Origin of the sequence: Stenotrophomonas sp. BIO128-Bstrain (genome assembly GCF_030128875.1) — a bacterium.
In the GTDB taxonomy this organism is placed as follows: Bacteria; Pseudomonadota; Gammaproteobacteria; order Xanthomonadales; family Xanthomonadaceae; genus Stenotrophomonas; species Stenotrophomonas bentonitica_A.
Genome location: NZ_CP124620.1, coordinates 2,739,930 through 2,764,964 on the forward strand (window position 1 = coordinate 2,739,930; position 25,035 = coordinate 2,764,964).

Annotated in this window: 18 protein-coding genes and 2 pseudogenes; 6 read left to right on the forward strand and 14 right to left on the reverse strand. The window is 67.9% G+C overall.

Annotated elements, in window-relative coordinates; translation table 11 throughout:
* Position 1: 1 nt before the first annotated feature.
* Positions 2–211: a hypothetical protein gene (locus POS15_RS12400; RefSeq protein ID WP_019186274.1), complete on the forward strand. Its 210-nt coding sequence runs from the start codon at positions 2–4 to the stop codon at positions 209–211.
* 40 nt (positions 212–251) lie between these two features.
* On the opposite strand, the gene POS15_RS12405 is transcribed toward POS15_RS12400, so the two are convergent.
* The 4 genes and pseudogenes from POS15_RS12405 to POS15_RS12420 all read right to left on the reverse strand — a co-directional run.
* On the reverse strand, positions 252–1,712 hold the full coding sequence (locus tag POS15_RS12405; protein WP_284128232.1) for a GntP family permease: 1,461 nt from the start codon (positions 1,710–1,712) through the stop codon (positions 252–254).
* 2 nt (positions 1,713–1,714) lie between these two features.
* Positions 1,715–2,824 carry a patatin-like phospholipase family protein gene (locus POS15_RS12410; RefSeq protein WP_019186276.1) on the reverse strand — a complete coding sequence of 370 codons (1,110 nt, stop codon included), beginning with the start codon at positions 2,822–2,824 and terminating at the stop codon, positions 1,715–1,717.
* Between the two features lie 65 nt (positions 2,825–2,889).
* Positions 2,890–3,474 (reverse strand): annotated as a pseudogene (locus POS15_RS12415) (phosphoribosylanthranilate isomerase); the annotation flags it as partial.
* 252 nt (positions 3,475–3,726) lie between these two features.
* Positions 3,727–5,139, reverse strand: a pseudogene (locus POS15_RS12420) (transposase); the annotation flags it as partial.
* Positions 5,140–5,223: 84 nt separating this feature from the next.
* Here POS15_RS12420 and POS15_RS12425 point away from each other — a divergent pair.
* Positions 5,224–5,808 carry a thioredoxin family protein gene (locus POS15_RS12425; RefSeq protein ID WP_237740363.1) on the forward strand — a complete coding sequence of 195 codons (585 nt, stop codon included), beginning with the start codon at positions 5,224–5,226 and terminating at the stop codon, positions 5,806–5,808.
* 9 nt (positions 5,809–5,817) lie between these two features.
* On the opposite strand, the gene POS15_RS12430 is transcribed toward POS15_RS12425, so the two are convergent.
* Both POS15_RS12430 and POS15_RS12435 read right to left on the reverse strand, forming a co-directional pair.
* Positions 5,818–8,304: a membrane-bound PQQ-dependent dehydrogenase, glucose/quinate/shikimate family gene (locus POS15_RS12430; RefSeq protein WP_019186271.1), complete on the reverse strand. Its 2,487-nt coding sequence runs from the start codon at positions 8,302–8,304 to the stop codon at positions 5,818–5,820.
* A 325-nt stretch (positions 8,305–8,629) separates the two neighbouring features.
* Positions 8,630–10,159 (reverse strand): transposase, encoded by a 1,530-nt coding sequence (locus tag POS15_RS12435; protein WP_284128233.1) that lies wholly within the window; start codon positions 10,157–10,159, stop codon positions 8,630–8,632.
* Between the two features lie 150 nt (positions 10,160–10,309).
* On the opposite strand from POS15_RS12435, the gene POS15_RS12440 reads away from it, so the two are divergent.
* Together POS15_RS12440 and POS15_RS12445 are read left to right on the forward strand one after the other, a co-directional pair.
* A complete protein-coding gene (locus POS15_RS12440) occupies positions 10,310–10,900 on the forward strand; it encodes a YqaA family protein (protein WP_019186284.1) in 591 nt (196 codons plus the stop codon).
* Positions 10,901–10,992: 92 nt separating this feature from the next.
* Positions 10,993–11,517, forward strand: a complete 525-nt coding sequence (locus POS15_RS12445; RefSeq protein WP_026070266.1) for a disulfide bond formation protein B — start codon at positions 10,993–10,995, stop codon at positions 11,515–11,517.
* Between the two features lie 172 nt (positions 11,518–11,689).
* Here POS15_RS12445 and POS15_RS12450 read toward each other — a convergent pair whose 3' ends face one another.
* Positions 11,690–12,262, reverse strand: coding sequence for an HNH endonuclease (locus POS15_RS12450; protein ID WP_026070265.1), 573 nt, complete (start codon positions 12,260–12,262; stop codon positions 11,690–11,692).
* Positions 12,263–12,682: 420 nt separating this feature from the next.
* Positions 12,683–14,158: a transposase gene (locus POS15_RS12455; RefSeq protein WP_284129641.1), complete on the reverse strand. Its 1,476-nt coding sequence runs from the start codon at positions 14,156–14,158 to the stop codon at positions 12,683–12,685.
* A gap of 109 nt (positions 14,159–14,267) precedes the next feature.
* On the opposite strand from POS15_RS12455, the gene POS15_RS12460 reads away from it, so the two are divergent.
* Positions 14,268–14,462, forward strand: a complete 195-nt coding sequence (locus POS15_RS12460) for a hypothetical protein (RefSeq protein ID WP_019186234.1) — start codon at positions 14,268–14,270, stop codon at positions 14,460–14,462.
* A gap of 146 nt (positions 14,463–14,608) precedes the next feature.
* On the forward strand, positions 14,609–15,265 hold the full coding sequence (locus tag POS15_RS12465; protein ID WP_026070257.1) for a L,D-transpeptidase: 657 nt from the start codon (positions 14,609–14,611) through the stop codon (positions 15,263–15,265).
* Positions 15,266–15,548: 283 nt separating this feature from the next.
* Here the strand turns inward: POS15_RS12465 and POS15_RS12470 are convergent, their stop codons facing one another.
* From POS15_RS12470 to POS15_RS12495, 6 genes are all read right to left on the reverse strand, one after another.
* On the reverse strand, positions 15,549–16,661 hold the full coding sequence (locus tag POS15_RS12470; RefSeq protein WP_019186237.1) for an ABC transporter permease: 1,113 nt from the start codon (positions 16,659–16,661) through the stop codon (positions 15,549–15,551).
* The gene (locus POS15_RS12475; protein WP_019186238.1) at positions 16,658–17,242 is read right to left on the reverse strand and encodes an ABC transporter permease; all 585 of its coding nucleotides are present in this window, start codon (positions 17,240–17,242) and stop codon (positions 16,658–16,660) included. Before POS15_RS12475 ends, POS15_RS12470 begins: the two co-directional genes overlap by 4 nt.
* A 307-nt stretch (positions 17,243–17,549) precedes the next feature.
* Entirely contained in the window at positions 17,550–19,022 is a 1,473-nt protein-coding gene (locus POS15_RS12480; RefSeq protein WP_019186240.1) for an efflux transporter outer membrane subunit, read from the reverse strand.
* The gene (locus tag POS15_RS12485; RefSeq protein WP_019186241.1) at positions 19,019–22,063 is read right to left on the reverse strand and encodes an efflux RND transporter permease subunit; all 3,045 of its coding nucleotides are present in this window, start codon (positions 22,061–22,063) and stop codon (positions 19,019–19,021) included. Before POS15_RS12485 ends, POS15_RS12480 begins: the two co-directional genes overlap by 4 nt.
* 4 nt (positions 22,064–22,067) lie before the next feature.
* Positions 22,068–23,147: an efflux RND transporter periplasmic adaptor subunit gene (locus tag POS15_RS12490; protein WP_026070258.1), complete on the reverse strand. Its 1,080-nt coding sequence runs from the start codon at positions 23,145–23,147 to the stop codon at positions 22,068–22,070.
* Between the two features lie 397 nt (positions 23,148–23,544).
* Positions 23,545–25,011: a transposase gene (locus tag POS15_RS12495; RefSeq protein ID WP_284129642.1), complete on the reverse strand. Its 1,467-nt coding sequence runs from the start codon at positions 25,009–25,011 to the stop codon at positions 23,545–23,547.
* Positions 25,012–25,035: the final 24 nt, after the last annotated feature.

Consider the following 25,035-nt stretch of genomic DNA (forward strand, 5'->3'; position numbering starts at 1 on the left):
CGTGCGTTTCGAGTGGCTGGCCACCGGCCGTGGCCCGCTGGCCTGGGAGGCGGATCCGGACGACATTCCGGCACTCGACGCCGAACTGGTCCACGACCCGCTCGAGCGACGCCTGCTGCAGGCGTTCCGCTGCGGCGGCCGCGAAACGCGGCGCCTGCTGCTGGGACTGGCCGACGCGCAGCTGGCCTCGATCCAGCCGCGCCGCGCCTGAGCATCGTGCCGGGCGGCGCCGTCACGCCGCGCACGTGCGCTCAGAACGACCCGAACATCGTCCCCAGCACGATCACCACCACCAGCGCCACGATCGAGCCGAGCACCGCGGTCACCGCGATGTCGCCGTAGCTGTCGCGGTGGGTGCAGCCGCACACCGCCAGCAGAGTCACCACCGCGCCGTTGTGCGGCAGGCTGTCCAGGGTGCCGGCGCCGATCACCGCCACCCGATGCATCAGCTCCGGCGACAGTCCGGTCTCGTAGGCGATGGCCATGAAAGTCGGACCCAGCGCATCCAGGGCGATGGTCAGGCCGCCGGACGCCGAGCCGGTGAGGCCGGCGAGGATGTTGGTCGCCACCGCCAGCGACACCAGCGGACCGCCGCCGATGCCCAGTACCCAGTCGCGCACGATCTCGAAGGCCGGCATCGCCGCGACCACCGCGCCGAAACCGACCAGGCTGCCCACCGCCAGGATCGGCAGCACCGAGGCGTTGGCGCCGGAGTCCATGCTCGAACGCAGCGAGGGGAAGCGGCGCAGGTTCAGCGCGATGGTGGTGGCGATCGCCGCGGCCAGCGCCACCGACACCGACCACACGCCCGCCACCTCGGACAGCGAGGTTTCGCCGAAGCGCGCGTACTGCAGGTAGGACACGTCCATCCGCGGCAGGATCAGCAGCGACATCAGCAGGTTCACCCCGATCACCACCGCCAGCGGCGCGAACGCAACCAGCGCCGACGGCAGGCCGCTGCCCTGGACGCCATGCGCCGCCTCGGCCGGATCGAAGGGCTGCGCCACCGCCGCGCGTTCGCGCACGATCTCGTCCTCGGCCACCATGCCGGCGTCGGGCGTGGCCAACTCGCCGAAGCCTTCGCCCGCCAGCCGCGCGCGACGTTCGGCGCGGGCCAGCCACCACAGGCCGAACGCCAGCATGATCGCCGAGGCGATCAGGCCCAGCCCGGGCGCGGCGAACGGCGTGGTGCCGAAGAACGGCATCGGGATCGCGTTCTGGATCGAGGGCGTGCCGGGCATGGCCGACATGGTGAAGGTCATCGTGCCCAGCGCCAGCGCCAGCGCCGGCGGCATCAGCCGACGCGGGATGCCGGCGCCGCGGAACAGCACCGCGGCCATCGGCACCAGCACGAAGATCGCCACGAACAGGCTCACCCCGCCGTAGGTCACCAGCGCGCCGGACAGCACCACCGCCAGCATCGCCCGCCGGGTGCCGAGCTTGGCGGTCATGAACGCGGCGATGGCCTCGACCGAGCCGCTGTCCTCCATCAGCTTTCCGAACAGCGCGCCGAGCAGGAACAGCGGGAAGAACTGGGAGATGAATCCGGCGGCGGCCGACATGAAGGTCAAGGTCCAGTGCGCCAGCAGCGGCTCGCCGGAGAACGCCGCCACCACCAACGCCGCGGCCGGCGCCAGCAGCAGCACGCTCCAGCCCCGGTAGGACAGGTACATCAACAGGCCGAGGCCGACCAGCATGCCCAGCAGTCCCATGCTCACACTCCTTCCAGCAGCACGTTCAGGTCGATCGATGAGCGCTTGCCCAGGTTGGCGCCGTCCTGCGCCAGGAAGGACTCGGCCACGCGCCGCCCCTCCTTGTGCAACATCTCCAGGAACGCCCACTCGGCGCTCATCTTCGACGAGGAATCCAGCACGGTGGCCAGGTCGTTGCGCACCAGGTGGATGCGCTTGCTCGCCCAGCGCGCGCCCTCGCAGTTGCCCACGTCGGCCACCTGGCGCAGCAGCGCGATCATGCGCAGTTCCTTGAGCAGGCCGGCGTTGAAGGAAATCTCGTTGATCCGGTTGAGGATCTCGCGCGCGCCGGTCGGCCGGTCGGGACGCTCGACCGGGTTGACCGCGACCAGGATCACGTCGTCCGAATTGCAGTCGCGCACCAGCGGGGTCATGGTCGGGTTGCCGGAGTAGCCGCCGTCCCAGTAGTACTCGCCGTCCACCTCCACCGCCTGGAACATGTTCGGCAGGCAGGCCGAGGCCAGCAGCACGTCCGGGCTCAGTTCGGCGTTGCGGAACACCTTGCCGCGGCCGGTACGCACGTTGGTGGCGGTGATGAACAGCTTGATGTCCGACTTCGACAGCGCGTCGAAATCGAGTGAGCGCTCCAGGATGTCGCGCAGCGGATTGACGCCGAACGGATTGAGGTCGTAGGGCGACCACAGCCGCGACACCAGGTCCATGGCCAGGAACGCCGGCGAGCCCTCCAGGCTCCAGCGTCCCATCAGCACGTCCAGCGGCCCGCGCTGCAGCGGACTGAAGCGCGCTGCGTCGGACACCGCGCGCCAGAACCGGGCCAGCGCCTCGCGCGCGCCCTGGCGACTGCCACGTTCGAAGCCATCGACCAGCACGGCCGCGTTCATCGCGCCTGCGGAAGTACCGGACACGCCATCGATCCGCAGCCACTCCTCTTCCAGCAAGCGGTCGAGCACGCCCCAGGTGAAGGCGCCGTGCGAGCCGCCGCCCTGCAAGGCCAGGTCGATGGACAGGAGTTCGGGCGGCGGCGCCGCACGGCTCTTGCGGCGCGGCGCCGGCTTGGACGCAGCGGTCTTCCTGGCCGGGGTGGCCTTGCGGGTGCGGGCCGGAGTGCTCATGGGTGGATCCGTAGGGACGGGGGAAAACTACAGGGACACACGCAGCGCGTAAAGGAAAACGCCGTTCAATCGGGACCGGTACCGTCGGCACGTCGCACTTCCGCCACGAAGCGGCGCATCTTCTCGCCGTCCTTGACTCCCGGCGCGACTTCGATCCCGCTGGCCACGTCCACCGCCCACGGCGAGGTGGCGCGGATCGCGTCGTGCACGTTGTCCGGCGTGATCCCGCCGGCCAGCACGAACGGCCGGTGCAGTCCGCCGGGGATCGCGCTCCAGTCGAACGTGTGGCCGGTACCGCCGGCTGCGCCCTTGCCGTGGCTGTCGAACAGGAAACCGTCGGCGTTCGGCCAGCGCTCTTGCAGCGCGGCCGCATCCCAACGCTCGCCCCCGCCCATCGGCACCGCCTTCAGCCAGGGCATGCGGAAGGCGCTGCAGAACGCATCCTCTTCGTCGCCGTGGAACTGCAGCAACGCCGGTCGCACCATGCGCACCACTTCACGCACCTCGGCCACGGTGTTGTCGCGGAACAGCGCCACCGCGCCGACCATCGGCGCCAGCGCCAGGCGCAGTTGCCGCGCCTCGGCCGCGCTGACCCGGCGCGGACTGCCTTCGGCGAACACGAAACCGACCGCGTCCACGCCCAGTTGGGTATAGGAAGTTCAACCGCCCTTTTTTGCGAGTCTGGCGGGTAGGAAGCGGCCGCGCAAGCGCCGCTTTGGGCACAGATCGGGCACAGATCGGGGGTTCATGCGTGGGTTTTCGACATCGCGGGGCCACGCAGCGGCTCAGTGCGTAGCCATTTCTCACCGAATCCCGGCACAGGGCCGAGCGCAGCCCTGCGGGGTCGTGGCCGCATCGGATCGGACTCTGGCTTGGCTGCCGGCTGTGTGGCCGGCACCTCGTCACGCGGCCGGCGGCGGCGCGCGCGCTGCGGGCCGGTAGTGCGCTTGCTCCAGCGCGCCGTGCTTCTCGAAGTGGGCGAGGATGGCGCGGATGGTTTTGGGTTCCTCGATGCTGGCGACGATCCGCACCGCGCCGCCGCAGTGGGCGCAGGTGGTGACGTCGATGGAAAAGACCCGCTTGAGCCGTTGCGCCCAGCTCATCGCACGGCGCTTCTGCTCGGGGCTGCGCGGCTCGTCGTGGGCGCTTGCGTCAACCGGCGCCGCATCGCCCGCAGGCCGCTTGCCGCGCCCCGAGGGCGTCAGCTGCGCACGCAGGTTTGCATTCGGGGCGAATACGCCGTGGAAGCGGGTGAGATGCGCGCGAGGTGGCGGGACCAGTGCCGCCAGCTTGGCGATGAAGTCCACCGCATCCCATTCGACATGCGTGGTCCCATTTCGCCACGGCGTCTTGAGCTGATACCGCACCCTACCCTGCGGTGAGATCGACAGCCGCTGCTCGCTGATCGCCGGGCGCGTGATGTAGCGGCACAGCTTTTCGAGCTTGTGGCTTTCGTGTGCTTCCGCGGCCACGCCGGCATGCAGCGAGAAGCCACCGACCTTGCCGGCATCGCCCTCCAGCGAGCCTGCGTCACCGGGCAATGTTTGCAGCGTGACGACCTTGCGGCCAGCGTCGCGACCGGTGGCGATGCGGTAGGTCATCGAACTCATCCGCAGCCCATCCATGCCGTCGTCGCTACCCGCGCTGTCGGACAGGAACACGGATTCGTCCTCGCCTTCCAGCCAGCCGCGGCGCGTCAGGTGCCGGCACACGCGATGCGCGATGGTGTTGGCGACCTGCGTCAGTTGCGCAGAGGTGGGGGCACGGGCGCGGCGCAGGCGCGGCTTGCGCCGCGGGGGCTCGACGTTCGCGTCGTACACGCCGTCGAGCCACAGCATGTGGAAGTGAACATTCAGGTTCAGCGCGCTGCCGAAGCGCTGGATCAGGGTCACCACGCCGCATTGCGCGCTGGCGTGGTCGACGCCGACTTGATCGGCTAACCAGCCGGCGATGACGCGCTGCACGATCACCAGCACCGGGCCGATGGCCTCCGGCTTGCTGGCGAACAGGAAGCGCAGCGGGTACGGAAAACTCAGCACCCATTGCCGCACCGGCCGCGGGCCAAACACCTCCTCCACCAGGTGCCGCGCGCTCTCGGCCATGCGCCGCGCCCCGCAGCTGGGGCAGAAGCCGCGCTTCTTGCAGGAGAAGGCCACCAGCCTCTCGGCCCGGCACTGCTCGCAGACCACGCGCAGGAAGCCGTGCTCGAGCACGCCGCAGCGCAGGTAGGTCTCGAACTCCTCGCGGACATATCCGGGCAGCGAGCGGCCCTCCGCTTCGATCCGTACAATGAAGTCCGGGTAGTGCGCCTCTACGCCAGCTGGTGGCCGGCGGTGGCGCGCCTGCTGCCGCCGCCCGGCGCGTGGATGGACACGTTCAAGAAGTTCATGGCCTTCCCGATGTTCGGCACCGCGGTGTGGCTGCTGTGGGTGCTGGGCCAGCAGACCGGCATCGACGGCGCGGGCGCGCTGCTGGCGCTGCTGGTGACGCTGGCGCTGGTGCTGTGGGCGTTCGGCCTGCAGGGCCGCACGCGCCTGCTGATTGCTTCGCTTTCGGTAGCGTTCGGCGCTTTCCTGCTGGCCACCATCGGCCCGAACGTCATCCACACGGCGCTGCCCGCCGCGCAGGCCGCAGCGGCGGCGGGCGAGCGCTGGCAACCCTGGTCGCCCGAGCGCGTGCAGGCCGTGCTGGGCACCGGCCAGCCGGTGTTCGTCGACTTCACCGCCGCCTGGTGCGTGACCTGCCAGTACAACAAGAAGACCACGCTGGCCAACGACGAGGTGCTGAACGCGTTCGACGCTGCCAAGGTGCAGACCTTCCGCGCCGACTGGACGCGGCGCGACGCCACCATCACCGCCGAGCTGAACAAGCTCGGCCGCAGCGGCGTGCCGGTGTACGTGCTGCAGGCGCCCGGCAAGCCGCCCATCGTGCTGAGCGAAATCCTCAGCGTGGCCGACGTGAAGGCGGCACTGGGCCAGCTGTAGCGGCAGGCATCAGCGGCCGCCCTCGGGCAGGGCGAACACCACCAGACTGTCGCCCAGCTTGGTTTCGAAGCGCGCGTGGCCGCCGGCGGCAATGGCCACGTACTGCCGCCCCTGGTGCATGTAGGTCATGGCCGAGGCCTGGGCGCCGGCGGGCAGGCGCCCTTCCCACAGCAGCTCGCCGCTTCGGGTGTCGAAGGCGCGCAGGTAGTTGTCCTGCGCGGCGGCGATGAAGGTGAGGCCCGAGCGCGTCACCACCGCGCCGCCGAGGTTGGGCGTGCCGATGGTGATCTTCAGCCGCGTCGGTATGCCCAGCGGCCCGGTGTCGAAGCCGGTGCCCAGGGGGCGCGACCACAGCAGCCGGCCGCTGCGCAGGTCGGTGGCCGACAGAAAGCCCCAGGGCGGGTCGATGCAGGGCACCTGCAGCGGCGACATCCAGTTGGGCCGCGCCACGCCATAGGGCGTGCCGGCCTGCGGCGCGATGCGCTGGTCGGCGCGCGCGCCGCCGTCGCCCAGCGCCCGGTCCTCCACCTGCGCGCGCGGCGTCAGCGTGATGCGGTTCGGCAGGCGGCTGTGGTTGGTGATGAGCAGCTGTGCCTCGGGGTCGACCGCCAGCCCGCCCCAGTTCATGCCGCCCACGATGCCGGGAAACAGCAGGATGCCGCCGGGGTTCTCGCTGGGCGGCGTGTACATGCCCTCGTACTCCATCTGGCGGAAGGCGATGCGGCACAGCGCGGCGTCGATGGGCGTCAGGCCGAAGCTGTTGGCCTCGGTCAGCACCTCGGGCTCGGGGCCGGGCATGCCGGCGAAGTTGGGCATGCCGACCGATTGCGGCTGCGTCGGCGCGTAGCGCTCGCCCGGCAGCGTGCCGGCGGGCACCGGGCGCTCCTGCACCGGCTTGACGGCCTCGCCGGTGCGCGCGTCCAGCACGAACACCGAGCCGGTCTTGGTGCCCTGCACCACCACGCGGCGTGGCGTGCCGTCGACGTCGATGTCGGTCACCAGGGGCTGCGCGCCCAGGTCGTAGTCCCACAGGTCGTGGTGCACGGTGTTGACGTGCCAGCGCGTGTTGCCGGTGTGCATGTCGAGCGCCACCACGGCCGAGGTGAAGGCGTCCTCGGCCGCCGTGCGGTCGCCGCCGTAATGGTCGGCGGCGGCGTTGCCGGTGCCCATGAACACCAGGCCCAGACGCTCGTCGGCCGAGATCACGTTCCACACGTTGGGCGTGCCGCGCGGCCACAGCTCGCCTGCGGCCAGCGGGGCCTGCGCATCGTCGGCACGCTTGGCGTCCCAGGCCCAGCGCAGCGCGCCGGTAACGGCGTCGTAGGCGCGCACCACGCCGCCCGGCGCGTCGCGGCGCTGGTTGTCGCTGACCTGCTGGCCCACGATGACCAGCCCACCCACCACCGCCGGCCCCGAGGTGTTGGACGAGAAGCCGATCACCTGGTTGCCCATGCGCTCGGCCAGGTTCACGGTGCCGCCGTGGCCGAAGCCGGGACACACCTGCCCGCTGGCCGCGTCCAGCGCGATCAGCCGGCTGTCGGTGGTGGCCAGCAGGATGCGGCGCGCGCACAGCTCGCCAGCGGGCGCCTGCGCCTGCTCGTGGTAGCCGACGGCGCGGCAGGTGGCGCTGAACAGCGGCTCCATCGCGGCCGGCGGCACCTGGGGGTCGAAGTGCCACTGCTGGCGGCCGGTGGCCGGGTCGAGCGCGAACACCTGGCTGCTGGGCGAGCACACGTACAGGCTGTCGCCGATCTTCAGCGGCGTGTTCTGGAAGGCGTAGTACACGCGCTCGTTGGGCGCCCAGTCGTTGGTGTGGAACGCCCAGGCCTGCTCGAGTTGCCCAACGTTGCGCGGCGTGATCTGCGCCGCCTCGGAAAAGCGCTGGCCCAGGTTGGAGCCGCCGAAGGCCAGCCACTCGTCGGCACCGCGCTTCAAGGCGGTGCGGCCCAGCGCATCGGGCGCGGCGGCTTGCGGCGCCGCCTGCGCCTGCGCCGGCCACAGGCGCGGGGCCAGCGCCGTCAGGGCCAGCGTGCCCAGCACCGTCACCGCGGCCACCGGTGCCCAGGCCGGTGACCGGCGTCGTGGCCCGCGGTCGCCCGCGCGGCGGCGCATCCACCACCAGGCCAGCGCCATCAGCAGCCACAGGCCGGCCAGCAGGCCCACGCGCCCCGCCAGGTCGAAACCCCAGGCCGGGCGCCAGCCCTTGCCGTGAATCTCCCACAGCGCCCACGCCAGGGTGGCCAGCACGGTGAGCCCGTAGCACCACAGGCCGGCGCTGACCCGGCGCCGCAACACCAGCAGCGCGCCGGCCAGCGCCGCCACGCCGGCCAGCAGGTAGTAGGCGCTGCCGCCCAGCGCCAGCAGTTGCACGCCCAGCGCCGCCATGGCCAGCGCCAGCAGCAGCAACAGCCAGGCCAGCACGATCTGCAGCCACCAGGCAGGGCCGCTGAACAGGGTGGCAGGGGCGGCGGCGGTGGGGTGGTGTGGTGGAGTCATGGGCGGTCGGCAAGGGTGGGGCCAGCGGGAAGGAGCATGCGACCAATGCTACGCGCCATACTGACAGGGGGGTATAGGAAGTTCAACCGCCCTTTTTTGCGAGTCTGGCGGGTAGGAAGCGGCCGCGCAAGCGCCGCTTTGGGCACAGATCGGGCACAGATCGGGGGTTCATGCGTGGGTTTTCGACATCGCGGGGCCACGCAGCGGCTCAGTGCGTAGCCATTTCTCACCGAATCCCGGCACAGGGCCGAGCGCAGCCCTGCGGGGTCGTGGCCGCATCGGATCGGATTCTGCTTTCGCTTCCGGTTGAGTGGCCGGCACCTCGTCACGCGGCCGGCGGCGGGGCGCGCGCTGCGGGCCGGTAGTGCGCTTGCTCCAGCGCGCCGTGCTTCTCGAAGTGGGCGAGGATGGCGCGGATGGCGGTGGGTTCCTCGATGCTGGCGACGATCCGTACCGCGCCGCCGCAGTGGGCGCAGGTGGTGATGTCGATGGAAAAGACCCGCTTGAGCCGTTGCGCCCAGCTCATCGCACGGCGCTTCTGCTCGGGGCTGCGCGGCTCGTCGTGGGCGCTGACGTCCACCGGCACTGCATCGCTCGCAGGCCGCTTGCCGCGCCCCGATGGCGTCACCTGCGCGCGCAGGTTTGCATTCGGGGCGAATACGCCGTGGAAGCGGGTGAGATGCGCGCGTGGCGGCGGGACCAGTGCCGCCAGCTTGGCGATGAAGTCCACCGCATCCCATTCGACATGCGTGGTGCCATTGCGCCACGGCGTCTTGAGCTGGTAACGCACCCTGCCCTGTGGCGAGATCGATAGCCGCTGCTCGCTGATCGCCGGGCGCGTGATGTAGCGGCACAGCTTTTCGAGCTTGTGGCTTTCGTGTGCTTCCGCGGCCACGCCGGCATGCAGCGAGAAGCCGCCGACCTTGCCGGCGTCGCCGTCCAGAGAACCCGCATCACCGGGTAGCGTTTTCAGGGTGACGACCTTGCGGCCAGCGTCGCGACCGGTGGCGATGCGGTAGGTCATCGAACTCATCCGCAGCGCGTCCATGCCGTCGTCGCCCGCCGCGCTGTCGGACAGAAACACGGATTCGTCTTCGCCTTCGAGCCAGCCGCGGCGCGACAGGTGCCGGCAGACGCGATGCGCGATGGTGTTGGCGACCTGCGTCAGTTGCGCCGATGTGGGCGCACGGGTGCGGTGCAGGCGCGGCTTGCGCTGCGGACGCTCGGTGGTGTCCTCGTACACGCCGTCGAGCCACAGCATGTGGAAGTGGATGTTGAGATTCAGCGCGCTGCCGAAGCGCTGGATCAGGGTCACCACGCCGCATTGCGCCGTATCCCGCGGCACGCCGGCCTGATCGGCAAGCCAACCGGCGATCACACGATGCACGATGCCCAGCACCGGGCTGATGGCCTCCGGCTTGCTGGCGAACAGGAAGCGCAACGGGTAGGGGAAACTCAGCACCCATTGCCGCACCGGCCGCGGGCCGAACACCTCGTCCACCAGATGCCGCGCCGACTCGGCCATGCGCCGTGCGCCGCAGCTCGGGCACAGCCCGCGCTTCTTGCAGGAATACGCCACCAGCCTCTCGGCACGACAGTGCTCGCAGACCACCCGCAGGAAGCCGTGCTCGAGCACGCCGCAACGCAGGTAGGCATCGAACGCCTCGCGGACATATCCGGGCAGCGAGCGGCCCTCCGCTTCGATCCGTACAATGAAGTCCGGGTAGTGCGCCTCTACCAACGCGTACAGCAGCGTGCGCTCGGGCGCGTGGCGCGCGTACCGCGAACCGGTGTGGGCGGACGGCAGTGGCGCGCATCCCGCGGCTTGCCGCCGGGATGTGGCGAGGCGCGGCACGCAGCGCTCCGGTGCGGGGACGGCTGCTCAGTGTTGCGCCTGTGTTCGCACGTTCGTATCGGTGCGTTCTGATCTTCGCGTCAGACATTGCCGCGGGACGGTGCAAATAATCCCTGGGTGTTTGCCCCCTTAAAAAATCCGGAAATTTTCATGCTGCGCCGACTCTATGACTGGACGATCTCGCTTGCTGCCCGAAAGTCCGCCGAATACTGGCTCGCCTTCATCGCCTTTATAGAAAGCTCGGTATTTCTGGTGCCCGCCGATGTGCTCTTTCTTCCGATGGCGCTTGCGCGCCCGGAACGGGCCTATCGTTACGCGCTCGTCGCAACCATCTTTTCCGTTCTTGGCGGCATAGCAGGCTGGTATTTGGGCTATCATGCCTATGAGCAGGTCGCAAAGCCTGTGCTTGAAATGTATGGCAAGCTCGACACCTTCGAGCAAATGCGCGGAACGACCAGCGCCGACATGATTCTGCTGATGCTCATCACATCAGGCCTCGCGCATCTGCCGCCGATCAAGGTTGTCACCATCCTCTCCGGCGCGGCAGGCATCAATATCTGGCTGTTCATTGCATCCGCGATCATTGCGCGCGGCGCACGATTCTTCTTCCTCGCATGGCTGTTGAAGCGTTATGGTGAACCGATCCGCGAATTTATCGAAAAGCGTCTCGGCCTGCTGGCTGGTCTCGTTGCTGTTTTGCTGATCGTGCTCTTCGTCGGGATTAAATATCTGAACGCCTGATTTTGCCTCAAGCCGGTCAAATTTAATTGCTTGGAGGCGAAGCAGTATTTTAGGCTAAAGAAATAAGGCCAGCATGGCGCAGGAAATTTCATATGACATTTGCACTTAACAAGCCGGTTGGCAAAATTCAGTCTTGGACCGCAGGCATCATGGCAGTCGGAATGGCTGCAACAGTCGGAACGGCTTTGGGCTTCGAGCATCTGGCTGGTTTCATGCCCTGCAAACTCTGCCTTGAAGAACGCACGCCTTATTATATCGGCGTTCCGGTTCTGGCCGCAGCCTGGGTTTCTTATAGATTGAAATGGCCTCCGGTTCTCACGCGCGGTCTGATCCTGATTGGTGCACTGCTGATGACCTTTGGCCTTGCGCTTGCCATCTATCACACCGGTGTCGAACTCAAATACTGGCCGGGTCCGGCTGATTGCAGCGCAGCCACCATGAAGCTCACGCTGGATGCCGGCAATCTGCTCGGCGATCTCAACGCGACCCGCCCGCCTGCATGTGACAGCGCACCGGGCTTCTTTCTCGGCCTGTCATTTGCAGGATGGAACGTGGTCGCAAGCCTGTTTTTTGCAGCGATTGGCTACTACGGCGCTTTTGCAAAAGGTGGAAAGTAAGAGGGAATTCTGAGGAAGTTGTTCTTTCTGGGATCCGAATCAAAAAGCGGCAGGCCATGGCGAAAATGGTGGTTCTCGAATGCCGAAGCGAAATATAATTTTGGGTGCATGAGCATCAGAACGTAGACAAATTGCCATTTGCAGACCGGCATGGCGACTTTTGGAGCAGACACTAAGGCTCCAGTTCGACATCCCAATACAGAAAATCGAGCCAGCTTTCATGAAGATGGTTGGGTGGGAAAAGACGGCCATTTTTGTGCAGATCCTGCACGCTCGGCATGACCGGCTTCTGACGCGGCCACATATGTGCTTGAGCTGGCATCAACCCGCCTTTGCGCAGATTGCAAGGGGAGCACGCGGCGACCACATTTTCCCACGTCGTCTCGCCGCCATGGCAACGCGGGGTAACGTGATCAAAGGTCAGATCATGCGGAGAGCCGCAATACTGACATTCAAAACGATCACGCAGAAACAGATTGAAGCGCGTAAACGCCGGATGACGCGGCGGCTTTACATATTCTTTCAGGCAAATCACGCTCGGCAAACGCATGGAAAACGATGGCGAAGATACGACCTGATCATATTCCGCCACGATATGCACACGTTCAAGAAAGACTGCCTTGATCGCATCCTGCCAGGACCAGAGCGACAAAGGGTAATAGCTGAGCGGCCGATAGTCCGCATTGAGAACCAGAGCAGGCAAACCACTGCTCGAAACGGTTCGGGGAGAGACGGCTACATTCAAGGGCACACCTCCTTCAGAGCAACTCCGAAAGGAAAAGTGCGAATGGCTTTCCATGCGGAACTGCGCTCTTCACCGAAGCGCCCCGCACCCGTTATGGGCGCAACCTACAACGCTCCAGCTTTGTGAAAGCGGCAGCGCGATAGGCAGGAGATCAAGTTTCTGCGGGGTATAGGAAGTTCAACCGCCCTTTTTTGCGAGTCTGGCGGGTAGGAAGCGGCCGCGCAAGCGCCGCTTTGGGCACAGATCGGGCACAGATCGGGGGTTCATGCGTGGGTTTTCGACATCGCGGGGCCACGCAGCGGCTCAGTGCGTAGCCATTTCTCACCGAATCCCGGCACAGGGCCGAGCGCAGCCCTGCGGGGTCGTGGCCGCATCGGATCGGACTCTGGCTTGGCTGCCGGCTGTGTGGCCGGCACCTCGTCACGCGGCCGGCGGCGGCGCGCGCGCTGCGGGCCGGTAGTGCGCTTGCTCCAGCGCGCCGTGCTTCTCGAAGTGGGCGAGGATGGCGCGGATGGCGGTGGGTTCCTCGATGCTGGCGACGATCCGTACCGCGCCGCCGCAGTGGGCGCAGGTGGTGATGTCGATGGAAAAGACCCGCTTGAGCCGTTGCGCCCAGCTCATCGCACGGCGCTTCTGCTCGGGGCTGCGCGGCTCGTCGTGGGCGCTTGCGTCAACCGGCGCCGCATCGCCCGCAGGCCGCTTGCCGCGCCCCGATGGCGTCACCTGCGCGCGCAGGTTTGCATTCGGGGCGAATACGCCGTGGAAGCGGGTGAGATGCGCGCGAGTTGGCGGGACCAGTGCCGCCAGCTTGGCGATGAAGTCCACCGCATCCCATTCGACATGCGTGGTCCCATTTCGCCACGGCGTCGTGAGCTGATACCGCACCCTACCCTGCGGTGAGATCGACAGCCGCTGCTCGCTGATCGCCGGGCGCGTGATGTAGCGGCACAGCTTTTCGAGCTTGTGGCTTTCGTGTGCTTCCGCGGCCACGCCGGCATGCAGCGAGAAGCCGCCGACCTTGCCGGCATCGCCCTCCAGCGAGCCTGCGTCACCGGGCAATGTTTGCAGCGTGACGACCTTGCGGCCAGCGTCGCGACCGGTGGCGATGCGGTAGGTCATCGAACTCATCCGCAGCCCATCCATGCCGTCGTCGCTACCCGCGCTGTCGGACAGGAACACGGATTCGTCTTCGCCTTCGAGCCAGCCGCGGCGCGACAGGTGCCGGCACACGCGATGCGCGATGGTGTTGGCGAGCTGCGTCAGTTGCGCAGAGGTGGGGGCGCGGCGCAGGCGCGGCTTGCGCCGCGGGGGCTCGACGTTCGCGTCGTACACGCCGTCGAGCCACAGCATGTGGAAGTGGATGTTGAGATTCAGCGCGCTGCCGAAGCGCTGGATCAGGGTCACCACGCCGCATTGCGCCGTATCCCGCGGCACGCCGGCCTGATCGGCAAGCCAACCGGCGATCACACGATGCACGATGCCCAGCACCGGGCTGATGGCCTCCGGCTTGCTGGCGAACAGGAAGCGCAACGGGTAGGGGAAACTCAGCACCCATTGCCGCACCGGCCGCGGGCCGAACACCTCGTCCACCAGATGCCGCGCCGACTCGGCCATGCGCCGTGCGCCGCAGCTCGGGCACAGCCCGCGCTTCTTGCAGGAATACGCCACCAGCCTCTCGGCACGACAGTGCTCGCAGACCACGCGCAGAAAGCCGTGCTCGAGCACGCCGCAGCGCAGGTAGGTCTCGAACTCCTCGCGGACATATCCGGGCAGCGAGCGGCCCTCCGCTTCGATCCGTACAATGAAGTCCGGGTAGTGCGCCTCTACCAACGCGTACAGCAGCGTGCGCTCGGGCGCGTGGCGCGCGTACCGCGAACCGGTGTGGGCGGACGGCAGTGGCGCGCATCCCGCGGCTTGCCGCCGGGATGTGGCGAGGCGCGGCACGCAGCGCTCCGGTGCGGGGACGGCTGCTCAGTGTTGCGCCTGTGTTCGCACGTTCGTATCGGTGCGTTCTGATCTTCGCGTCAGACATTGCCGCGGCGACTCCCGCCTCGACCGCCTCGACACCCAGGTGCAGGGCGCGGCCCAGAGCGCCGAATCCGCCAATCAGGGCGCCCAGCGCGCCAACCAGCGCCTCGACCAGATCGAAGGCCGCGTGCAGCAGCTGGAATCGTCGCCGCGCCGCGTGCCGCGCGGGTGAGCACGCACTCCGCTTGACCGACCGGCGCGGGGATCCGTCGCCTGCGCGGCGCGGATCCCCGCGTTGGATGGTGTTCCGCCCCCGAGGAGCTTCCCATCCGTACTTTCCCCCACTCCCTCTCCCACCCGGGCCGGCGCGCGGTTGCGCTGGCGCTGGCGCTGGCCAGCGTGGGCGCCACCGCCAGCGCGCGCGACGACGGCACCCCGCCGGTGACGTCACTGGACGAACTGCCCCGCGGCCAGGACGTCTCCGACACGGTGATCGAACTGGCCGGCTGGGTCGTCGCCTCCGGCGACAGCCAGGGCTATCCCTTCGCGATCATGGACAAGGCCGCCGCCCAGATCCTCGTGTTCGGCGGCGATGGCCGCCTGCGCGGCGCCGCGCCCGGCCTGTTCGGCTCCGCCGTGGGCGACCACACCGCCCCCGGCATCGCGGGCCTCGCCCTGCGCGAGATCCCCGGCCGCGACCGCACCACCCCGGCCGGCCGCTTCGTCGGCGGCTACGGTCCGTCCATCGATGCCGGCCGCGTGCTGTGGGTCGACTACGACTCCGCGGTCTCGATCCACCCGACCGCGACCGGCGTGCCGGAGGAAAAGCGCCCCGAGCGTCTGGCCTCGCCAACGCCGGATGACAACCGGGTCACCCACGGCTGCATCAACGTGTCTCCGGCGTTCTACGAGCAGGTCGTCAGCCCCACCTTCGCGCGCGGCGGCGTGTTCTACGTGCTGCCGGACGAGGGCTCGCTGGAGGAGGCGTTTCCGGAGTTCGCGGGCGCCGGCACCCGGAAGACCGCCGGCGACTGAGCACCGGTGCGTGGCCGCGCGGCGGATGACGCGGCGTCTCCGGTGCGTCGTCCGCAGCATGAAAAAGGCGACCCGGTCGCCCGGGTCGCCTTTTCGTTACCGCACCCGCCGAAGTCACTTCAGGCCGCGGTTGCGCAGCAGGGCATCGGCGCTCGGCATGCGGACGCGGAAGGCCTTGCAGCTTTCGGCCGGATCGATATTGTCGGCCAGCACATCCAGCGCGCAGACGATCTCCGATACCTGCGCAGAAGCCGCCCCGGCCCCGTGTTCCGTGACCGGCCCGTCAGGCGCCGTCCCGCGCCGGGGCGTAGCGCCATACCGCCAGCGCGCCATACAGCAGTGTCAAAAAAGCGAGGTTGCACAACTCGGGAAGCGCCTCGGCGAAGCTTGCGCCCATCTGGTTGAACTTCACCATCAGGTTGATGCCGGGCGTGGAGGGAACCAGCTTCGCCAGCCACGCCAGGGGCTGTGGCATCGCCACGGCCGGCCATGAGAGCCCGGACAGGAAGAAGAGTGGCAGCGCGGTGACGAGCATCAGCTGGAAGGGCCGTTCGCGGGTGCGGAAGAAACTGCCCGCGAACAGCCCGAACGCCACCACCGCGGCCACGTACAGCGCTCCGCCCACCAGCGTACCGGGCGGATTGCCGCCACGCGGATAGTCCTGGAGCCACATCACCAGACCGTTGTAGTACAGCATGCTGCACACGCCGATCAGCGCGAACGCGGCGGCGATGCCGAGCAGGCCGCGGCGCGAGAACGCCAGCCGACCCAGGCGTTCGCGACGCGTGCCGGCCATGACCAGCATGCCGATCAACAGTGTCTGCTGCACGATCAGCTGTGCCACGCCCGGCACCACGGCGCTGCCGTAACCCTCGCGGGTGTTGAACAGCGGCCGCGCCACCACCTGCAGCGGCGCTGCGCCGGGCGCACCTGCGAAACCTGCCTGCACCACGGCGGCCTCGCGCGCGAACGCGGCGGCGGCCTCGCCCAGGCCCTCGAGCACCACGCCGCCGCGACCGAGGAACGCACCACTGCCGTACAGCGCCAGTTGCCCCTGCCCGCCGCGCAGGATCCCGCGTTCGAACCCCGCGGGCACCACCAGCAGGCCCTGCGCTTCACCACGGGCGATCCTTGGCCGGGCCTCCTCCACCGAGGTCGCATCGCCGACGATCCTCACCGCGCGCACCGCGCCCGCCTTGCGCACCAGGGCGCGGCTCATGGCGCTATGGTCGAGGTCGACCACCAGCACCGGATACTGCGAAGCCACCTGGTGCCGGTAGGCGACCGGGTAGAAGAACGAGTACAGCACCACGGCGCCGATCAGCGTCACCACCGCGTAGCGGTCCGAGAACACGGCGCGCAGAGTCTCCAGGAAGGCGGCCCTGACCTGGTTCATCGCTGCCCCCAGGAGGCCGGATCGCGCGCTCCGCGCGCATACAGGCGCAGCCCCGCGCCGCCGGCCACCAGCACGAACAGCAGCAAGGTCCCCAGCAACGACAGCGAGGCCGTCCATGCCGCACCCAGGTCGAGCTGCTGCGCCTGCAGCTTGAGGTAGGCGGTGAAGGGAAGCAGCTGGCTCCAGACCTGTGCGAACAGCGGCGCTCCCTGCACCGGGAACGTCGCGCCCGAGAACGCCAGCGACGTGCCCGCATACAGTCCGGTCAGCGACAGCGACGTGCCCATATTGCGGGTGGCCCCGACCAGCAGCAGCGCGATGCCGCCGTAGGCCAGGTACATCGCCGCCTGCGCGGCGACCAGCAGTACCGCGCTGCCGGCCACACCGCCGCGGATCGCCGCCAGCCAGAGCAGCGACAGCGTGCCGTAGGCGGTGAACAGCAGCAGGTACGGCGCCAGCTTGCCGGCCACCGCCGGCAGCAGGCGATCGCCGCACTCGGCCAGCCATGTGCCCGCGCTGCCGTCACGCAGTTCGCGCCCGAGCGCGCCCACCATCGCCAGGCAGGCGGCGAGGTGCAGCAACCGGCGAGTTTGCCGAGCCGGAAGATGCCGCAGATATCGATGCGGTAATGCGCGAGATCAAGGCTACGCTGGCCGAGCAGGAGCGCCGCGAGGCCTTGCGCGGGGCCGACGATGCGCCGAAGGATGAGCCGCCGGAGCCGCCATGGATGAGAGGGTAATTGGCAGTCTCTAGCAAGAGCTGGAGACTGCTGGCTCTGCTTCGTTGAGCCGCTTGATCGCCTGGTTTCCCAGGAGGCGAACCAGGCTATCAAGTGACTTGGCAATCGGTTTGGCTAGAGCGACCAAAGGCTTTGGCTTTTCAACGGCTTCACTGTGCCGATTTCTCTGCAGGCCTAGCCGCGGCATCTGCGGCCTCAGCCTGCCACCCACCTCCCAACGCCACATACAACGCCACCTGGGCCGTCGCTAGCTCCGTCCTGCCCTCGAGCGCTTGTCGCTTGGCCTGTAGTGCACCACGCTGGGCGTCCAGCACTTCACTCAGGTTGGCCTCACCCAACTCATAGCTGCGCTGCGCCAGTCGATGCGCACGTTCGCGGTGCTCGCGGGTGCGGCTGAGGGATGCGTGTCGGCGTTGCTGACCAGCCATCCTCGTCAGGCCACGCTCGACTTCCTCCAGCGCACGGGCCAACGCCTGTTCGAATGCGACATAGGCTGTCTCGCCCTCGGCATCGGCAAGGTCGATGGCTGCACCGCGGCGTGGATAGTCCAGCAGCGGCAGGCCGAATGTGGCACCGACTCGGGCGAAGTTCGACGCGCTGGACACTGCATCGCCCAGCGCGAAGCCGGAGCGGCCCACTGCGGCCTGCACCGCCAGCTTGGGAAACAGGTCGCGGCGAGCGGCCAGCGATTGCAGCTCGGCGGCGTCCAGCCGTGCCGCTTCGGCAATCAGGTCCGGACGGCGGCGCAGCAGGTCGATGGGCTGGCCGGGGGCGATGCGCTGTTCGGCCAGTGGCACCGGCGCGTTGGCGGCGAAACGCGCGGCGGTGCTGCCCGGCGGCTCGGCGAGCAGGGTGTCCAGCGCCAGCTGCGCTTCGGCCAAGTGGATATCCAGCTCATCCAGATCGGCTTCCCGCGACGCGCGCTCGGCGGATGTGGCTTCCACATCCAGTCGGGTCACTTCGCCGGCATGGAAGAGCAGTCCGGCGATGCGCTCCAGCTCGCGCGCCACTTCAATGCCTTCGACCAGCAGGGCTCGCTGGCCCTGCAGCGCGCGCATTTGCAGATAGCCCTGCGCGGTGTTCGAGGCAACGGCGAGCCGCGCCGCTACCGTCTGCGCCTCCGCCGAACGCAGTTGCCGGGCCGCGCTGTCACGCCGCGCGCGGGTGGCGCCAAACAGGTCCAGCTCCCAGGTGGCCTGCAAGGCCAGCTCCCAGGTGTCGACGCTGATCACATCATCGTCAGGGATAAAGCCGGCCAGCGGGCTTCCAGGTTCGGCGTCCTGGTCGTTCTCGACCCACTGGCGGCTAGCCGAGCCGGGCAGGTCGAAGCTCGGCAGCAGGCCGGCACGCGACTGGCGCAGCTGAGCCCGCGCTGCGGTGACACGTGCCATGGCCAGGCGCACATCGTGGTTCTGCTGCATGGCGCGGCTGACCAGTGCGGTGAGCTGTGGGTCATCGAACTGGCGCCACCAGGCGGCCAGCGTTTCGGCATCCGCCGCTTGCGCGCCGGCGGCACTGAACCAACCTTCCGGCAGTTGCGGATCGGCATACTGCGGTGCGCTGGAGCAGGCGCTCAGGGCCAGGGCGAGCAGCAGCGGAGCGGCCAGGGCCTTGGCAGTCATGCGGTTTCCTCCGGTCGCACTTTCATGAACAGCAGGTACAGACATGGCACCGCAAGTAGGGTCAGCAGCGTGGCGAAGCCCAGGCCGCCCATGATGGTAACCGCCATGTTGGCGAAGAACGGGTCGAACAGCAGCGGCACCATGCCCAGCACCGTGGTGCCAGCAGCCATCATCACCGGGCGCAGGCGTGACGCCGAGGCCTCGATGATGGCGGTCAGGCGTGGCACTTCGTCATCGATCTGCCGGTCGATCTCGTCCACCAGCACCACGGCGTTCTTGATCAGCATGCCGGTCAGGCTGAGCAGGCCGAGCAGCGCCATGAAGCCGAACGCCTGGCCGGTGAGCAACAGGCCGAAGCTCACCCCGCAGATCGCCATGGGTACCACCAGCCAGATCATCAACGGCTGGCGCACCTTGGCGAACAGCAGCACGGTGACCAGCACCATCGCCAGATAGGGCACTGCCAGCGTACTGGCCAACGCCTGCTGGGCATCGGATGACTGTTCGTAGTCGCCGCCCCATTTCAGGCTGTAGTTGACCGGCAGTTCGATGCCCTCGATCAGCGGACGAATGCGCTCGTGCGCCTCGTTGGTGTTCTCGCCATCCCGCGGCTCGGCGCGAATGGAGATGGTGCGCTCGCGGTCGTAGCGCACGATGATGCTGTCCTCGCTGGTCGGCTCGATGCCGTCGGCGACCTGCGCCAGCGGCACGTAGCCGTTGCCCGCTGGGCTCCAGATCAGCCGCTGCAGCAGGTTGTCACTGCCGATGCGGTCGTCGGGCGCGGCGCGCAGCAGCACTGGGATCAGTTCGTCGCGCTCGCGCAGCAGACTGACCCGCTGGCCCTCGCTGCCGGCTGCGAGCGCGCGGGCCACGGCCTGGCGGGTCAGACCGGCGTCTGCAAGACGATCCAGTGCCAGCTGCGGGCGCAGCACCAGCACCGGCTGGCGCCAGTCGTCGCGCACGTTGAATACCTTGCCCTCATCTTGCAACCGCTTGCGACCCTCGGCAGATATTCTCCGTAGCACGTCGATATCCGGGCCGCTGATGCGCGCCTCCAGCTTGGCCTCGGCATTGGGACCGAACATGAACTGAGCGGCCGTGACGTCAGCCGATGGGTAGCGCTGCGGCAACTCCTGGTTGATCTGCCGCACCAGGTCGTCAATCAAATCCGCATCCTCGGTGCGCACGAGAAAGTGCATCAGCGATGAATTCGGCTGCTCCGGCATGTAAGTGAGCATGAAGCGCGAGGCCCCGGCGCCGATGAAGCTGGACACGCCGCTGACACCCTCCATCTCCGCCAGGTACTCCTCGACGTCAGTCGCGGTGCGCGCGGTATCGCGGATATGCGTGCCCTGGGGCAGGAACAGGTTGACGTAGAACAGCGGCGTACTTGACGGCGGAAAGAAGCTCTGCGGCAGGCGGGTGAAGATCACGGCACTGACCACCGTCAGCACCAGCAGCACGCCGATGGTCAGCCAGGGCCGATGCAGCACGCCACCGGCCAGGCGCCGATAACGGTTGTACCAGGGGCCGTTGTAGGCCGCATCGGGGTCCTCGTCGGTGCCGGCATTGCGCAGCAGGTAATGGCCGAACAGCGGTACCAGCAGCAGGGCCAGCAACCAGCTGAGCAGCAGCGACACGGCAATGACAAAGAACAGCGAGAAAAGGAATTCGCCGGTGGTGTCCTGGGACAGGCCGATCCCGGCGAAGGCGAGAATGCCGATGATGGTCGCCCCAAGCAGCGGCCATTGCGTTTGCTGCAGCGTTTGCTGCGAGGCTTCGAGAATGCTCTTGCCCTGGCGCTGGCGCACCAGCATGCCATCGCAGACCACCACCGCGTTATCCACCAGCATGCCCATGGCGATGATCAGCGCGCCGAGGGAAATCCGTTCCAGCTCGATGCCCACCAGCCACATCACCAGCAGTGTGCCAAGCACGGTGAGGAACAGCACCGCACCGATGATGAAGCCGGCGCGCATGCCCATGGCAATGCACAGCACGCCGACCACGATGGCCACCGAGAGGAACACGTTGAGCGCGAAACTGTTCACCGACTCGTCGACGATCTGGTGCTGTTCATACAGCGGATGCAGGTCGGCGCCCAGCGGCATACGGTGCTCGTTGGCCTGCAGGACAGCTTCGACGCTATGCCCGACCTCGACGATATTCGCCCCGGATACCCCGCTGATGCCGAGCGTCAGCGCCTGCTGGCCGTTGTGGCGAATGATCTGTTGTGGCCGCTCGGCGTATTCTCGCGATAGCTTGGCGATGGCGCCCAGTTCGACCCGTTGTGGCCCTTGGCCGACCGGCAGTGCACGCAACTCGTCGAGAGAATCGAAGGCACCGCTCGGGCGCAGGCGCACAAAGAAGTCGCCGGCATTGACGCCACCGGCATCCACCGCGGCGTCGGTATCGGTCAGGGCCGCGGCGATCTCGTCCGGGGCGACGCCCAGTGCGGCCAGCTGCGCCTGATCGACCTCCACCAGAATGCGTTCTTCCTGTACCCCGGCGATCTCCACTTTGCCGACGCCATCTGCAGTGAGCAGGGCGCGGCGCAGGTCCTTGGCCGTTTCGTGCAGCTCCTTGAGGGTCAGCCCGTCGCCGGTCAGGGCGTAGAAGATGCCGTATACGTCACCGAAATCGTCATTCACCATCGGCGGCTCGATCCCCGGCGGCAGGTCGCCCTGGGCATCGTCGATCTTGTTGCGCAGCTCGTCCCAGATCTGCGGCAGCGCATCGCCATCGTATCGGTCCTGCATTTCCACGCGAATCTCGGCGATGCCCGGCATTGAGCGCGAGCGGATCTCCTTGATCTGCGACATCTGCTGGATGGCGCTTTCCAGCGGCTCGGTTACCTGCTGCTCGACCTCCAGCGCCGTGGCGCCGGGGTATTGCACATTGACGATAGCCTGCTTGATGGTGAATTCCGGATCTTCCAGGCGGCCGATCTCGAAGAAGGCGAGGATGCCGCCGAGCAGGCATATCAGTACCAGAATCCAGATGTTGACCGGTCGGGTGATGGCGTAACGGGCAAAATCCATCGGCTCAGTTCCGCTCCCGCGCTTCGATCGGCTGGTCTTCGTGCAACTTGCTGCCACCTGCTACCACGATTGGCATCTGCGCCTGCAGTGCGTCGCCGCGAATCAGCGCCTGATCGCCATCGACTTGCTGCAGCTGAACCGGATGGCGCCGGGCGCGGCCATCGTCGGCCTGCCAGACGAAGTGTTTGCCGTCGCTGTCGGTCTGCAATGCCGACAGCGGCAGACGGAAGCCGTCATCGTCGGTCTGTGGCCGGGCGGGGCGCTCCAGACTGACGCGCATGGCCATACCGGGCAGCAGGTTGAAATCCTCCGGCGGTTCGCCCTGCAGCACCAGCCGGTAGGTGCGCGCGCCTTCACGCGGCTGGGTGCTGTGTTCCTTGTAGCGCAGCGGCAGGCGCAGGTCGGCGATCACCAGCTCGGCCTCGGCCTTGAGCTCGGGCCCGAGCGGAATGCTCAGTGCTGCGCTTTCCGGCAGATCGACGCTGACCTCGATATGGCGGTTGTCCTGCATCTCGAATACCGGCGTGCCGACCGCGACCACCATGTCCGGTTCGGCGAGCCGTCGAGCCACGACGCCATCGAATGGCGCCGTCAGGGTGCTGTGATCGATATTGCGCTGGGCGCTGTCGCGGGCCACGCGGGCGGCCACCGTGTTGGCCTCCAGCGCCTCGATGGCGGCGGGGGCGAGGATGCCTTCGGCGAGCAGGGTGCGCTTGCGCGCCAGGTCTGCTTCGAGCTGGCGCAGGCGCGCTTCGGCCTCACGCATCTGCAGGCGATAGTCGGTGCGGTCCAGCTGTGCGAGGGCTTGCCCGCGACGAACACGAGTGCCTTCGTCGATCAGGATGCGCTCGATGCGGCCAGCCACCTCGAAGGACAACTGGGTGGTGGTCACACTGCGCACTACGCCGGAAAAGCGCAGCGCCTCGGCCTTCGGCTCGGCCGGCTGCAAGGGCTCGACCAAGGCCACGCGTGGTGGCTCGGGCGCCGGCTCGGCCTCCGAGGAACAACCGCCGAGCAGCGGCAGCGCACAGACGATGATCGTCAACCAGGCCTTGGACACTGGGAAAGCTGGCGTTGACGTCATCGGGGCTCCTGTCTGATTGGCGGTTATAGCGGTGTGGCACGCGCTAGGACTGACAATAGAGTCCAGTGCCAGCGCAGGAGTTCGACAGCAATGTGTTGCGAACGGCGTGACTGAACAGTCGATTTCTGCCAGAGCTCTGCCGGGTATAGGAAGTTCAACCGCCCTTTTTTGCGAGTCTGGCAGGTAGGAAGCGGCCGCGCAAGCGCCGCTTTGGGCACAGATCGGGCACAGATCGGGGGTTCATGCGTGGGTTTTCGACATCGCGGGGCCACGCAGCGGCTCAGTGCGTAGCCATTTCTCACCGAATCCCGGCACAGGGCCGAGCGCAGCCCTGCGGGGTCGTGGCCGCATCGGATCGGACTCTGGCTTGGCTGCCGGCTGTGTGGCCGGCACCTCGTCACGCGGCCGGCGGCGGGGCGCGCGCTGCGGGCCGGTAGTGCGCTTGCTCCAGCGCGCCGTGCTTCTCGAAGTGGGCGAGGATGGCGCGGATGGCGGTGGGTTCCTCGATGCTGGCGACGATCCGTACCGCGCCGCCGCAGTGGGCGCAGGTGGTGATGTCGATGGAAAAGACCCGCTTGAGCCGTTGCGCCCAGCTCATCGCACGGCGCTTCTGCTCGGGGCTGCGCGGCGCGTCGTTCGCGCTTGCGTCCGCCGGCTCCACAGCGGCGTCATGCCGCCTGCCGCGCCCCGATGGCGTCAACTGTGCGCGCAGGGCGGCGTTCGGGGCAAACACCCCGTGGAAGCGGGTCAGGTGGGCGCGCGGTGGCGGGACCAGCGCCGCCAGCTTGGCGATGAAATCCACCGGATCCCATTCCACATGCGTGGTGCCATTGCGCCACGGGGTCTTGAGCTGGTAACGCACCCTGCCCTGGAGCGCTATCGACAGCCGCTGCTCGCTGATCGCCGGGCGCGTGATGTAGCGGCACAGCTTTTCGAGCTTGTGGCTTTCGTGTGCTTCCGCGGCCACGCCGGCATGCAGCGAGAAGCCGCCGACCTTGCCGGCATCGCCCTCCAGCGAGCCTGCGTCACCGGGCAATGTTTGCAGCGTGACGACCTTGCGGCCAGCGTCGCGACCGGTGGCGATGCGGTAGGTCATCGAACTCATCCGCAGCCCATCCATGCCGTCGTCGCTACCCGCGCTGTCGGACAGGAACACGGATTCGTCTTCGCCTTCGAGCCAGCCGCGGCGCGACAGGTGCCGGCACACGCGATGCGCGATGGTGTTGGCGAGCTGCGTCAGTTGCGCAGAGGTGGGGGCGCGGCGCAGGCGCGGCTTGCGCCGCGGGGGCTCGACGTTCGCGTCGTACACGCCGTCGAGCCACAGCATGTGGAAGTGGATGTTGAGATTCAGCGCGCTGCCGAAGCGCTGGATCAGGGTCACCACGCCGCATTGCGCCGTATCCCGCGGCACGCCGGCCTGATCGGCAAGCCAACCGGCGATCACACGATGCACGATGCCCAGCACCGGGCTGATGGCCTCCGGCTTGCTGGCGAACAGGAAGCGCAACGGGTAGGGGAAACTCAGCACCCATTGCCGCACCGGCCGCGGGCCGAACACCTCGTCCACCAGATGCCGCGCCGACTCGGCCATGCGCCGTGCGCCGCAGCTCGGGCACAGCCCGCGCTTCTTGCAGGAATACGCCACCAGCCTCTCGGCACGACAGTGCTCGCAGACCACGCGCAGGAAGCCGTGCTCGAGCACGCCGCAGCGCAGGTAGGTCTCGAACTCCTCGCGCACATACTCGGGCAGCGGGCGGTCTTCGGCCTCAAGACGCGCGATGAAGTCCGGGTAGTGCGCCTGCACTAGCGCGTACAGCAGCGTGCGCTCGGGAACATGGCGTGCGTAGCTCGGCGCGGCCGCCAGCGCGGTGTTTGCGGCACGGGCGAC

What these genes read in the sequence shown, in the direction of transcription:
- POS15_RS12430 (WP_019186271.1), bottom strand. Translation starts at nt 8,304, where the DNA reads ATGACTCCACCACACCACCCCACCGCCGCCGCCCCTGCCACCCTGTTC.
- POS15_RS12425 (WP_237740363.1), top strand. Translation starts at nt 5,224, where the DNA reads ATGTTCGGCACCGCGGTGTGGCTGCTGTGGGTGCTGGGCCAGCAGACC.
- POS15_RS12445 (WP_026070266.1), top strand. Translation starts at nt 10,993, where the DNA reads ATGACATTTGCACTTAACAAGCCGGTTGGCAAAATTCAGTCTTGGACC.
- POS15_RS12480 (WP_019186240.1), bottom strand. Translation starts at nt 19,022, where the DNA reads ATGACTGCCAAGGCCCTGGCCGCTCCGCTGCTGCTCGCCCTGGCCCTG.
- POS15_RS12485 (WP_019186241.1), bottom strand. Translation starts at nt 22,063, where the DNA reads ATGGATTTTGCCCGTTACGCCATCACCCGACCGGTCAACATCTGGATT.
- POS15_RS12490 (WP_026070258.1), bottom strand. Translation starts at nt 23,147, where the DNA reads ATGACGTCAACGCCAGCTTTCCCAGTGTCCAAGGCCTGGTTGACGATC.
- POS15_RS12470 (WP_019186237.1), bottom strand. Translation starts at nt 16,661, where the DNA reads ATGAACCAGGTCAGGGCCGCCTTCCTGGAGACTCTGCGCGCCGTGTTC.
- POS15_RS12410 (WP_019186276.1), bottom strand. Translation starts at nt 2,824, where the DNA reads ATGAGCACTCCGGCCCGCACCCGCAAGGCCACCCCGGCCAGGAAGACC.
- POS15_RS12405 (WP_284128232.1), bottom strand. Translation starts at nt 1,712, where the DNA reads ATGGGACTGCTGGGCATGCTGGTCGGCCTCGGCCTGTTGATGTACCTG.
- POS15_RS12440 (WP_019186284.1), top strand. Translation starts at nt 10,310, where the DNA reads ATGCTGCGCCGACTCTATGACTGGACGATCTCGCTTGCTGCCCGAAAG.